Raw genomic sequence first — 10869 nt, 5'->3', positions numbered from 1 at the left:
ACGTCATGAGTGATCGTCTTTGCACCGTCTTGCTCTACAGCGACGACCCGCAGGTCCGTGAGCGGATGCGGATGGCCGTCGGCACCCGGCCCGCGCCCGGCCTGCAGATCGAGTTCGTCGAGGCGTCGACCTACGCGGAGACCATCCGGCTGGTCGACGACTACGAGATCGACCTGCTGCTGCTCGACGGTGAGGCGAGCCCGGGTGGTGGCATCGGCATCGCCCGGCAGATCAAGGACGATCGCGACGACGCTCCCCCGACCTGCCTGGTGATCGCCCGCGCCGCGGACCGATGGCTCGCGGCGTACGCCGAGGTCGACGCCACGCTCGTGCACCCGCTCGACCCGGTGACCACCGGCGGCACGGTGGCCGAGCTGCTGCGGACGCACGCGCCCGCCTGACGTCCCGCAGCTGTCTGGCACGGTCGCGGCGCCGGACCCACCGGCGCCGGTTCCAGCCCACCCGCACTTCGCACGCTCGGGAGGCCCGCCATGGGCGATCGGACCTGGCCGCACCTGCTCAACTCGCTGTTGCACGGCGAGGAGCTGTCCACCGCCGACACGGCTTGGGCGATGGACGAGATCATGACCGGTTCGGCGAGCGCGGCGCGGATCGCCGGCTTCGCCATCGCGCTGCGGGCCAAGGGCGAGACCCCGGCTGAGCTTGCCGGTCTCGTCGAGGCGATGCTGGGCCGTTCGGTGCCGGTGGTGCTTCCCGAGGAGCTGCGCCGCACCGCGCTCGACGTGGTCGGCACCGGCGGTGACCTCGCCCACACGGTAAACATCTCCACGATGACAGCGCTTGTGGTCGCTGGCGCGGGCGTACGCGTGGTGAAGCACGGCAACCGGGCCGCCTCCTCCCTGTGCGGCACGGCCGACCTGCTGGAGTTCCTCGGCATTCCGCTCGACCTCGGCCCCGAACAGGTGGCCCGCTGCGTCGAGGAGGCGGGCATCGGGTTCTGCTTCGCGGCCCGCTTCCACCCCGGGATGCGGCACGCCGGTCCGATCCGCCGCGAGGTGGGGGTGCCCACCTTCTTCAACTTCCTCGGCCCGCTCACCAACCCGGCCCGTCCCCGGTCCGGCGCGGTCGGCTGCTTCGACCTGCGGATGGCCCCGGTGATGGCGAGCGTGTTCGCCGCCCGCGGCGACTCGGCGATCGTGATGCGCGGCGAGGACGGTCTGGACGAGTTCACCACTGCCGCGCCGACCCGGGTCTGGGCGGCCCAGAACGGCACCGTACGTGAGGCCGTGCTGGACGCGACGGACCTCGGGGTGCCCCGGTCCACCCTGCAGGAGCTGCGGGGCGGTGACGCCGCGTACAACGCCGGGGTGGCCCGTCGCCTGCTGGCTGGTGAGACGGGTCCGGTCCGGGACGCGGTACTTGTCAACGCCGCCGCGGCGCTGGCCACCCAGGGTCCGCTCGACGGCGACCTGACCGAGGCGCTGCGCACGGGGATGAACCGGGCCGCCGAGTCGATCGACTCCGGCGCGGCCGCCGCGACCCTGGACCGCTGGATCAAGACCGCGGCGGCCCTCGGGCCGGCGCCCGTCTGACGCGTCACCCTCCACCGGCCGGTGCTGAGCGGAGATTTGTCGGACCCGCGTGGAAAACTACAGGCGAGTAGTTCTCCGCTTCCGTTGTCGGTAGTTGTCGCATCCGGGGGCGGTTCGCCTGGAGTGAGAAGGAGACACCCGTGTCGCACCGCGAGCTCTACTGCGATGTCTGCGAGGGCGTGGCACCGTTCGAGCCGCCGCCCTGCGTCGACGGCCACGACACCGACTGTCCCGAGCTGGTCTGCACCGGCTGCGGCGCGGCAGTGCTGATCGCCACGTTCACGCCTGCGGTCACCCGGCTGGCCGAGCGTCGACGCCGCCAGCCCACCCGCCGTCACGCCGCCTGAGACTTCCCGCACCGCCCGGCCGAGCGCGACGACGGCCCACCCGCGACCTCCGCGCCCCGATCGGGTCGCGCCACGACGAAGGCCCGCTCCCCGGTGGGGTGCGGGCCTTCGTGGTGTACGGGGTCGGTCGCGACGGGCGACCGGTTGGATCAGTGTTCGGCGGTGCGCCGGGTGCCGCTGTAGTACTCGAACAGCAGCCCGCAGGCGGAGAAGACGACAGCGACAAGGCCGGCGCCGATCAACCAGTACTGCCAGAACACCAGACCGAGCGCGGCGATCGCGGCGGCCAGGGCCAGACCGAACGGCCAGTAGCTGCCCGGGCTGAAGAAGCCGACCTCACCGGCGCCGTCGGCGATCTCGGCGTCCGGACGGTCCTCGGGGCGCAGGTCGATGCGGCGGGAGACGAACCAGAAGAAGCCACCGCACATCGAGCAGAGCAGGAACGACAGCAGCAGGGCCACGGTGCCCACCCACTCGATGCCGCCGGACGCACCGTTGGTCCAGGCGCCGTAGAGGATGGTGGCACCGAGGAGGAACCCGGCGATGATCAGGAAGATACGCCACTCGGTCTTCATGCGGCTGCCTCAGCTTCCCGTGCGGGCCGGAACTTTGTCCGGGTTGAAGTTGTCCTGCGTCCGCCGGGTGTCGAACGGCTGGGTGGTCTCCGCGTACGGCTGCTCACCGATCTGCGTCAGCGCGTCCTGGGTCGACTTGCCGCTCTGCTTGGCCGCCAGGAACTGGTCGTACTTCTCCGGCGAGACCACCCGCAGCTCGAAGTTCATGAACGCGTGGTAGCTGCCGCACAGTTCGGCGCAGCGACCGACGTAGGCGCCCTCGGCGTCCAGACTGGAGACCTCGAACACGTTGCGGATCTTGCCCGGCATGACGTCCCGCTTGAACAGCAGCTCCGGCACCCAGAACGAGTGGATGACGTCGCGGCTGGTCTCCTCGAAGCGGATGGACCGGCCGGTCGGAAGCACCAGCACCGGAATGACCTCGCTGGTGCCCAGCGTCGACGCGGTGGTGCGGGCCTCCGGGCCCTGGCCGTCGCGGTAGTTGAACTGCCAGTTCCACTTGAAGGCGACGACCTCGACAGTGACGTCCGGGTTCTTCGACAACTTGTCGACGTCGGTCTGCACGATCGCCGTGTAGTAGAAGAGCACGGAGACGATCAGGATCGGCGCGATGGTGTAGAGGAACTCCATCGGCAGGTTGTAGCGGGTCTGCACCGGCAGCGTGTTGCCACGCTTGCGGTAGCGCACCACGCACCAGAAGATCAGGCCCCACACGAAGACGCCTACCGCGAGCGCGGCGATGCAGGAGGCGATCCACAGGTCGTACATCCGCTTGGACTCCGCCGAGATGCCGCCCTGCGGCCAGCCGAAGCCGTCAAAGGCCCGGCCCACATCACAGCCCGTGAGCAGGACCAGCAGCGCCACGCCACTGAGACCGAGCCCGGCCAACCGACCAGCACCACGCCCCCGGCGTCCACCGACCCCTGGCGAAGCGCTGTGCCGTACGGCCGACGGCCGTACCTCCGAACTCCTTGCGACCACCTGGTCCTGCCTCCCTAGCGCGCCGCGGTGCGTCTTTCGTCAGCACCGGCGGCAAAGGCGTCACCGACGGTCGCAGATTACTCGACCATGACGGACTCGACCGTGGTGGGGTCACTGTCCGCCCCCCATTGGGGGGATGATGGGCATACCGCCGCGATACCGTGTCGATCTGTGAGCGCGAGGAGCGAGCCGGGGTTGCGAGCCCCGCAGTCGCGAACGAAGGCGGATCTGTGAGCGCATCCCCGGTCTACCTGGACGCGGCGACCGCCGCGCCGATGCATCCGGTCGCGCGGCAGGCGCTGCTTGCCGCGTTCGACGACGGTTGGGCCGACCCGGGCAAGCTCTACGCCCAGGCCCGCCGGGCCCGGCAGCTGCTCGACGCCGCCCGCGAGGCCACCGCGGTGACGCTCGGCGTCCGCCCGGACGAGGTGTCCTTCACCCCCAGCGGTACGACAGCGGCGCACGGCGCGGTGCTCGGTGCCCTGGCGGCCCGGCACCGGGTCGGGTCGACGCTTGTGCACTCGGCGATCGAGCACTCGGCGGTGCTGCACGCGGCGGAGCGACACGTGGCGGCCGGCGGGACCGCGACCGACGTACCGGTTGACCGGTTGGGTCGGTTGGACCTGCCCGCGTGGTCGGCCGCCGTCCACGCGCCCGGGGTCGCGCTGGCCGCGCTGATCACTGCCAGTCACGAGGTGGGGACCGTGCAGCCGGTCGCCGAGGCGGCTGCCGCCTGCGCCGAGGTGGGGGTGCCGCTCTACGTGGACGCCGCGCAGTCGGTCGGCCGGGTGCCCCTGCCGGCCGGCTGGTCGGTGCTCAGCGCCAGCGCCCACAAGTGGGGTGGCCCGCCCGGGGTGGGGGTGCTGGCGGTGCGTAAGGGCACCCGCTGGGAGTCGCCCTGGCCGGCCGACGAGCGGGAGGGTGGGCGTACCCCTGGGGTGGTGAACCTGCCGGCGGTGGTGGCGGCGGCGGCGAGCCTGCGGGCGGCGGCGGCGGACGCGGCGGCCGAGGCGACCCGGTTGGCCACGCTCGTGGATCGGATCCGGACCCGGGTCGCGGTGGAGGTGCCCGACGTGGAGGTAGTTGGCGACCCGGTACGCCGGCTCCCCCACCTGGTCACCTTCTCGTGCCTGTACGTCGACGGTGAGGCACTGTTGCACGCGCTGGACCGGCGAGGTTTCGCCGTGTCGTCCGGTTCGTCCTGCACGTCGTCCACGCTGCGGCCGTCGCACGTGCTGGAGGCGATGGGGGTGCTCTCGCACGGCAACGTGCGGGTCAGCCTGCACCGGGAGACGACCGAGGCGGACGTCGAACGCTTTCTCGGCGAGTTGCCCGGGATCGTCGCCGAGTTGCGCGCCGAGGCGGGGGTGGTGGGGCTGTGACGATGCCGGACGAGGTGATCGACTGTCGGGGGCAGCGGTGCCCGCTGCCCGTGATCGCGGCGGCCCGGCGGCTGCCGCGGGTGCCGGTCGGCACGGTGGTCAGGGTGCTCGCCGACGACCCGGCGGCGGCGGTCGACATTCCCGCCTGGTGCCGGATGCGCGGCCAGGAGTTCCTCGGGTCGGTCGACGGGCCCGAAGGCCCCGCCTACGACGTCCGCCGCCTGCACTGACGGCCGCCAGACGCGTCGATCATGGAGTTGTGGTGGGGACAAAAGGGCGCATAAGCCACCATCCGGCCACCACGGCTCCATGATCGACGCCGCACGGCGGCGCGGGGTCGGGGCTACGGGAGAAGGTGGGGGCGGACCTCGTCGGCGGCGACGTCGCCGTAGGACTCGGCAAGGCGCTTGACGAACAGGTCGCGGCGGACGTCGTACTCCTGGGTCCCGACGGTTTCCAGGACGAGCGTGGCCAGCAGCGAGCCGACCTGGGCGGCCCGTTCCAGCCCGACCCCCCAGGAGAGCGCGGTGAAGAACCCGGCCCGGAAGCCGTCGCCCACCCCGGTCGGGTCGACCGCCCGGGTCTCCCGCGCGATCGGTACGTGGATCGGGTCGATGCCCTGCCCGGCGATCTCCACACCGTGCTTGCCCAGCGTGGTCACCCGGACCTTGACCAGGTCCAGCAGCTGGTCGTCGCTCAGCTTCGCCTTGCTCTGCAACAGCGACTTCTCGTAGTCGTTCGTCATCAGGTACTCGGCGCCCTCGATCAGCGCCACCACGTCCTCGCCGGGCATCCGGGCGAGCTGCTGCGACGGGTCGGCGGCGAACGCGTACCCGCGGGTGCGGCACTCGGCGGAGTGCCGCAGCATCGCCTCGGGGTCGTTGGCGCCGACAAGCACCAGGTCCAGGCCGCCGAGCCGGTCGGCGACCGGGGCCAGCTCGATGTTGCGGGCCTCGCTCATCGCGCCGGCGTAGAACGAGGCGATCTGGCACATGTCGGTGTCGGTGGTGCAGACGAAGCGGGCGGTGTGTGCCACCTCGCTGACGTGCACCGAGTCGCAGTCGACGCCGTGGCGCTCCAGCCAGGAGCGGTAGTCGGCGAAGTCCGCTCCGACCGCGCCGAGCAGCACCGGGCGCATCCCGAGCTGCCCCATGCCGAAGGAGATGTTCGCCGCGACGCCACCGCGACGGAGCACGAGATCGTCCACCAGGAAGGAGAGGGACACCTTGTGCAGCTGATCGGCGATGAGCTGGTCGGCGAAGCGACCGGGAAAGCTCATCAGGTGATCGGTGGCGATCGAGCCGGTCACGGCGATCTTCATGTCAACCTCGGGGTCGGGAGCAGGGCGCGGTCAGCCTACCGGCCCGGCCACCCGACGGTCTCCGGTCGGTCTGACAACGGCAACCAGCGGGACACCGGCACGACGAGGGGCCGCCCCGTAGGACGGCCCCGTCATCGCTTGTGTGGTGCGTGACTCAGTTGAACGAGTCACCGCAGGCGCAGGAGTTGCCCGCGTTGGGGTTGTCGATGGTGAAGCCCTGGGCGTCGATCCGGTCGGCGAAGTCGATCGTCGCGCCGGACAGGTACGGGGCGCTCATCCGGTCGACGACGACCCCGACGCCGCCGAAGTCGGTGACGACATCACCGTCGAGCGAACGCTCGTCGAAGAAGAGCTGGTACCGCAGGCCGGAACAGCCGCCCGGCTGCACGGCGACGCGGAGCCGCAGGTCGTCGCGGCCCTCCTGCTCGATCAGGGCCTTGACCTTCTGCGCCGCGACGTCGGTGAGGACGACGGAAGTAGGGGCCTGGGCCTCGGTCGACTCGGTCTGCGCTGGCGTGGTCACGTGGAAGTCTCCCTGCGCGGTGTGGGTCCGGACGCACTGGGCAACGCTGTGCGCCGTCCAGTGATTCCCGATTGTGGTCCGCTCCCGATCCTACGCCGCCCCGGCCCAACTCACCCGCGTGGCGTGATCGCCGCCGCAGGTCGACCCCGGTGACGGACGCTCGGCGCCCTCAGCGGCTCCACTGCCGGGCCAGCCGCGCGCCCAGCTCGTGCAGCCCCGCCGCCGGTCGGCTCAGGGCGGCGTCGAGCCCGCCGCGCTCCTCGCCGCCGAAGTGCTCGACCAGGCTGTACGCGTCGGTAACCCCGGCCGAGGCGGCCTCCCGCCGGCCGGTACTCACCTGCCCGGCCACCACCACGCAGGGCACTCCCCGGTCGCGGGCGGCACCGGCCACCCCGGCGACGACCTTGCCGCGCAGCGACTGGTGGTCGAACGACCCCTCGCCGGTGATCACCAGGTCGGCGCTGTCCAGGGCCGCGTCCAGTCGGGTGGCCCGGGTGACCAGGCCGATTCCCGACTCGCAGCCGCCGCCCAGGGCGAGGATGGCCGCGCCGATGCCACCGGCGGCCCCACCTCCGGGCAACGTGCCGAGCCCCGCCGGGCAGCCGGTCAGCTCGCGCTCCAGCAGCTGGGCGAAACGTTCGAGCGCGGCGTCGAGCAGCAGCACGTCCGCCCGGTCGGCGCCCTTCTGCGGACCGAACACGTTGCTCGCACCGTGCAGGCCGAGCAGCGGGTTGTCCACGTCGGTGGCCGCGACCAGCCGGACGCCACGCAGCCGGGGTACGCCGTCGAGGGCGTCGACCAGGGCCAACGCCGCCCCGCCGTACGGCAGCGCGGCGCCGCCCGCGTCGAGTGGGGTCAGGCCCAGTGCGGTGAGCATGCCGGCTCCCGCGTCGTTGGTGGCGGAGCCGCCCAGCCCGATCACCACCGTCCGGGCGCCGCTCTCCACCGCGGCGGCCACCAGCAGACCCAGCCCGTACGAGGTGGTGGCCTTCGGGTCCCGTTCGGCGGTGGCGAGCAGGTGCAGCCCGCAGGCCTGGGCGCTCTCCAGGTAGGCGGTCGCGCCGTCGGCGGTGAGCAGGATCTCACCGGCCGCCGGACGGCCCAGCGGGTCGACGGTGGCCACCGGTATCCGCCGGCCACCGAGGGCCTCGGCGAGCACCTCCACGAAGCCGGGACCGCCGTCGGCGAGTGGTCGGATCAGCAGCTCGTCGCCGTCGGTGACGGTGCGCCAGCCGTCGGCCACCGCGGCGGCCACCTCCGGTGCGGACAGGGTGCCGGCGAACTTGTCCGGGCAGAGCAGCACGCGCATGCCGAGCAGTGTGGCAGCCCACACCGAGGGAAGATGCGTCGCGCTCCTGCTGTGGGACCATGGCTGGGTGACTTCGACCTGGCTGGAACCCTCCAACACCGCGACGGCTCTGCTGCTGCTCGGCCGGGGCAGCGACCCCGACACCGAGCGCGGCGTCGAGTGTCCGGGTGACCTACCGGCGCCGAGCGACCCGGATCTGGTCGCCCGCGCCACCGCGGCGAAGGCGAAGCTGGGCAGCAAGGTCTTCGTGCTGGGGCACCACTACCAACGCGACGAGGTGATCCAGTTCGCCGACGTGACGGGCGACTCGTTCAAGCTGGCCCGGGAGGCCGCGGCCCGGCCGGACGCGGAGTACATCGTCTTCTGCGGTGTGCACTTCATGGCCGAGAGCGCCGACATCCTCACCACCGACGCCCAGCGGGTGATCCTGCCGGACCTGGCGGCGGGCTGCTCGATGGCGGACATGGCGGTCCTGGGCCAGGTCGAGGCCGCCTGGGACACGCTTGCCGAGTTGGGCATCGCTGGCGAGACAGTGCCGGTGACGTACATGAACTCGTCGGCCGACATCAAGGGCTTCGTCGGCCGCAACGGCGGCGTGGTCTGCACCTCGTCCAACGCCAAGCGGGCCCTGGACTGGGCGTTCGAGCAGGGCTCGAAGGTGCTCTTCCTGCCCGATCAGCACCTGGGCCGCAACACGGCGGTGCTGGAGATGGGCCTGTCGCTTGACGACTGTGTGCTCTACGACCCGCACAAGCCCGGCGGCGGGCTCACCCCGGAGCAGCTGCGCGACGCCAAGATGATCCTCTGGCGGGGGCACTGCTCGGTGCACGGCCGGTTCACCCTCGACAGCGTCAACGACGTCCGCGAGCGGGTGCCGGGCGTCAACGTGCTGGTCCACCCGGAGTGCCGGCACGAGGTGGTCACCGCTGCCGACTACGTGGGCTCCACCGAATACATCATCAAGGCCGTCGAGGCGGCTCCGGCCGGTTCGGCGTGGGCGCTCGGCACCGAGTTGAACCTGGTCCGCCGGCTCGCGCTGGCCCACCCGGACAAGCAGATCATGTTCCTGGACAAGGCCGTCTGCTACTGCTCGACGATGAACCGGATCGATCTGCCCCACCTGGTCTGGGCTCTCGAGGAGCTGGTCGCGGGCCGGGTGGTCAACCAGATCACCGTGGACGCGGACACCGCGTACCACGCCCGGGTCGCGCTGGACCAGATGCTCGCCCTGCCCGGTGCGGACACCCCGCCGCCGGCGGTGTCCTGATCACGATCCGTAGCGCTCTTGGTACGCAAAAGTGCCGGATCACCGATTAATGCCACACACGCCGATGTGACGGAATCCTTTTTCGTCACGGAGGGCTATGCTGCCGGGGCGACTACACACGCGAGCCGTTTCAACCTGGCCGCATCCGGGGTAGCAACAACGTTCGGGCTCCCCACCAACAACACAGCAGCACCGACGCGCTGGAGGTTGCGTTGACCGACGACGTCTTGGTTGTGCACGGAGGCACTCCGCTCGAAGGGCGGATCCGCGTGCGCGGCGCGAAGAACCTGGTTTCGAAGGCGATGGTCGCCGCGCTGCTCGGCGACACCCCGAGCCGGCTGTTCGACGTGCCGAAGATCCGCGACGTCGAGGTGGTCCGGGGTCTGCTCGGTCTGCACGGCGTCAAGGTCACCGACGGCGCCGAGGACGGCGAGCTCGTCTTCGACCCGGCGAACGTGGAGAGCGCCAGCACCGACCAGATCAACGTGCACGCCGGTTCGAGCCGGATTCCGATCCTGTTCTGCGGCCCGCTGCTGCACCGGCTCGGGCACGCGTTCATCCCCGACCTGGGCGGCTGCCACATCGGCCCGCGTCCGATCGACTTCCACCTGCAGGCGCTGCGCGAGTTCGGCGCCACTGTCGAGAAGCGGCCGGAGGGTCTGCACCTGTCCGCGCCGAACGGGCTGCACGGCACCAAGTTCGCCCTGCCGTACCCGAGCGTCGGCGCCACCGAGCAGGTGCTGCTGACCGCGGTCATGGCCGAGGGCGTCACCGAGCTGCGCAACGCCGCGGTGGAGCCGGAGATCATCGACCTGATCTGCATCCTGCAGAAGATGGGCGCGATCATCAAGGTCCACACCGACCGGGTGATCGAGATCCAGGGCGTGCCGAAGCTGCACGGTTACACCCACCGGCCGATCCCGGACCGGATCGAGGCGGCGAGCTGGGCGGCCGCCGCCCTGGCCACCCGTGGCCACGTCGAGGTGCTCGGCGCGCAGCAGGCCGACATGATGACCTTCCTGAACATCTTCCGCTCGGTCGGTGGCGAGTACGAGGTCACCGACGCGCGTGCGCCGAAGCTGGGCGACCCGGGCCAGGAGGGCGGCATCCGCTTCTGGCACCCGGGCGGTGAGCTGAACGCGGTGGCGCTGGAGACCGACGTGCACCCCGGGTTCATGACCGACTGGCAGCAGCCGCTGGTCGTGGCGCTCACCCAGGCCCGTGGCCTGTCGATCGTCCACGAGACGGTCTACGAGCAGCGCCTGGGCTACACCGAGGCACTCAACTCGATGGGCGCCAACATCCAGGTCTACCGGGACTGCCTCGGCGGCACCCCGTGCCGCTTCGGCCGGCGCAACTTCAAGCACTCCGCGGTGATCGCCGGGCCGAGCAAGCTGCACGCCGCCGACCTGGTCATCCCGGACCTGCGGGCCGGGTTCAGCCACCTGATCGCGGCGCTCGCGGCCGAGGGCACCTCCCGGGTGTACGGCGTCGACCTGATCAACCGGGGCTACGAGGACTTCGAGGCGAAGCTCGCCGACCTGGGCGCGCACGCCGAGCGTCCGTAATCTCGGTCACCTCTCGTTCGGGCTACGACGGCTCCGGGTCGCG

General features: G+C 71.3%; 12 protein-coding genes. 7 read left to right on the top strand and 5 right to left on the bottom strand.

The window, feature by feature from the left end; all coding sequences use genetic code 11:
• Positions 1–5 precede the first annotated feature (5 nt).
• The 3 genes from AB0B86_RS18010 to AB0B86_RS18000 all read left to right on the top strand — a co-directional run bounded on the left by AB0B86_RS18010 (position 6) and on the right by AB0B86_RS18000 (position 1900).
• Complete coding sequence (locus AB0B86_RS18010) at positions 6–401, top strand: hypothetical protein (RefSeq protein WP_357410903.1); 396 nt, start codon at positions 6–8, stop codon at positions 399–401.
• 90 nt (positions 402–491) lie between these two features.
• The gene (trpD, locus tag AB0B86_RS18005; RefSeq protein WP_357410905.1) at positions 492–1553 is read left to right on the top strand and encodes an anthranilate phosphoribosyltransferase; all 1062 of its coding nucleotides are present in this window, start codon (positions 492–494) and stop codon (positions 1551–1553) included.
• A gap of 140 nt (positions 1554–1693) precedes the next feature.
• Entirely contained in the window at positions 1694–1900 is a 207-nt protein-coding gene (locus tag AB0B86_RS18000; RefSeq protein ID WP_357410907.1) for a hypothetical protein, read from the top strand.
• 149 nt (positions 1901–2049) lie between these two features.
• Here the strand turns inward: AB0B86_RS18000 and AB0B86_RS17995 are convergent, their stop codons facing one another.
• Positions 2050–2475, bottom strand: coding sequence for a cytochrome c oxidase subunit 4 (locus AB0B86_RS17995; RefSeq protein ID WP_357410909.1), 426 nt, complete (start codon positions 2473–2475; stop codon positions 2050–2052).
• 9 nt (positions 2476–2484) lie between these two features.
• On the bottom strand, positions 2485–3456 hold the full coding sequence (gene coxB / locus AB0B86_RS17990; RefSeq protein ID WP_357410911.1) for a cytochrome c oxidase subunit II: 972 nt from the start codon (positions 3454–3456) through the stop codon (positions 2485–2487).
• Positions 3457–3686: 230 nt separating this feature from the next.
• On the opposite strand from coxB, the gene AB0B86_RS17985 reads away from it, so the two are divergent.
• Together AB0B86_RS17985 and AB0B86_RS17980 are read left to right on the top strand one after the other, a co-directional pair.
• The gene (locus tag AB0B86_RS17985) at positions 3687–4838 is read left to right on the top strand and encodes an aminotransferase class V-fold PLP-dependent enzyme (RefSeq protein WP_357410913.1); all 1152 of its coding nucleotides are present in this window, start codon (positions 3687–3689) and stop codon (positions 4836–4838) included.
• Positions 4835–5068, top strand: coding sequence for a sulfurtransferase TusA family protein (locus tag AB0B86_RS17980; RefSeq protein WP_357410916.1), 234 nt, complete (start codon positions 4835–4837; stop codon positions 5066–5068). The genes AB0B86_RS17985 and AB0B86_RS17980 overlap by 4 nt, the downstream gene beginning before the upstream one ends.
• A gap of 113 nt (positions 5069–5181) precedes the next feature.
• On the opposite strand, the gene AB0B86_RS17975 is transcribed toward AB0B86_RS17980, so the two are convergent.
• The 3 genes from AB0B86_RS17975 to AB0B86_RS17965 form a co-directional block, all read right to left on the bottom strand.
• Positions 5182–6159, bottom strand: a complete 978-nt coding sequence (locus tag AB0B86_RS17975; RefSeq protein ID WP_357410918.1) for a carbohydrate kinase family protein — start codon at positions 6157–6159, stop codon at positions 5182–5184.
• A gap of 154 nt (positions 6160–6313) precedes the next feature.
• Positions 6314–6682 (bottom strand): iron-sulfur cluster insertion protein ErpA, encoded by a 369-nt coding sequence (gene erpA / locus AB0B86_RS17970; protein ID WP_238661535.1) that lies wholly within the window; start codon positions 6680–6682, stop codon positions 6314–6316.
• Between the two features lie 169 nt (positions 6683–6851).
• Complete coding sequence (locus AB0B86_RS17965; protein ID WP_357411020.1) at positions 6852–7991, bottom strand: glycerate kinase; 1140 nt, start codon at positions 7989–7991, stop codon at positions 6852–6854.
• Between the two features lie 67 nt (positions 7992–8058).
• Between AB0B86_RS17965 and nadA the strand changes: the two genes are divergently transcribed.
• Together nadA and murA are read left to right on the top strand one after the other, a co-directional pair.
• Positions 8059–9258 (top strand): quinolinate synthase NadA, encoded by a 1200-nt coding sequence (gene nadA / locus AB0B86_RS17960; protein WP_357410920.1) that lies wholly within the window; start codon positions 8059–8061, stop codon positions 9256–9258.
• A 212-nt stretch (positions 9259–9470) separates the two neighbouring features.
• Positions 9471–10826 (top strand): UDP-N-acetylglucosamine 1-carboxyvinyltransferase, encoded by a 1356-nt coding sequence (gene murA / locus AB0B86_RS17955; protein ID WP_357410922.1) that lies wholly within the window; start codon positions 9471–9473, stop codon positions 10824–10826.
• Positions 10827–10869: the final 43 nt, after the last annotated feature.

Origin of the sequence: Micromonospora sp. NPDC049047 (assembly GCF_040649135.1) — a bacterium.
Lineage (GTDB): Bacteria > Actinomycetota > Actinomycetes > Mycobacteriales > Micromonosporaceae > Micromonospora.
Note: the sequence above shows the minus strand (reverse complement) of the source record. Positions and strands in the feature narration are given on the sequence as shown.